The 513-nt window shown below is 64.3% G+C and carries 1 protein-coding gene; it reads left to right on the top strand.

What is annotated here, in order from left to right; translation table 11 throughout:
• Positions 1 to 114 precede the first annotated feature (114 nt).
• On the top strand, positions 115 to 513 hold a 399-nt coding region (locus AC1DTN_RS39305; RefSeq protein ID WP_477925679.1), incomplete at its 3' end, for a class I SAM-dependent methyltransferase.

Genomic DNA, 513 nt, shown 5'->3' with positions numbered 1-513 from the left:
ATTCAAGCCGGCGCTCTACGTGCCCGGATGTCCGCCGCACCCGTTGACCTTCGTCTGCGGCGTGCTCGACCTGCTCGGCATCCCGAGCTGAAAATTCACAAACGAAGCTCGCCCATGTCCAACAGTTCCGCGTCAGCGCCGCACGTCAAGCCCTTCGTCTTCGAGGGCCTGGGTTCCAAGACCCTCAGCTTCTCCATCAGCGACATCCAGAGCTGCATGCGCATCGACGATCCCAATGCGCTGGCTCTCGAGTACACCCGCACGATGATGGGCTTCCTGCTCTTCAGGCCCGAGCCGCGAAGCATCGGGATGATCGGCCTGGGCGGCGGCTCCATGGCCAAGTACTGCTATCACTACCTGAGCGGCGCCCGGATCCAGGTCGCCGAGATCAATCCGCTGGTGATCGCATTGCGCGACGACTTCCACGTGCCGCGCGACGACGCGCGCTTCATCGTCTTCCAGGCCGACGGGGCCGACTTCGTGCGTCGCGGCTCGCGTCGCTTCGACGTGCTG

Source organism: Rhizobium sp. 01T444 (genome assembly GCF_056398305.1).
The sequence above is the reverse complement of the archived record's forward strand: the minus strand, read 5'-3'. Positions and strand labels throughout refer to the sequence as shown.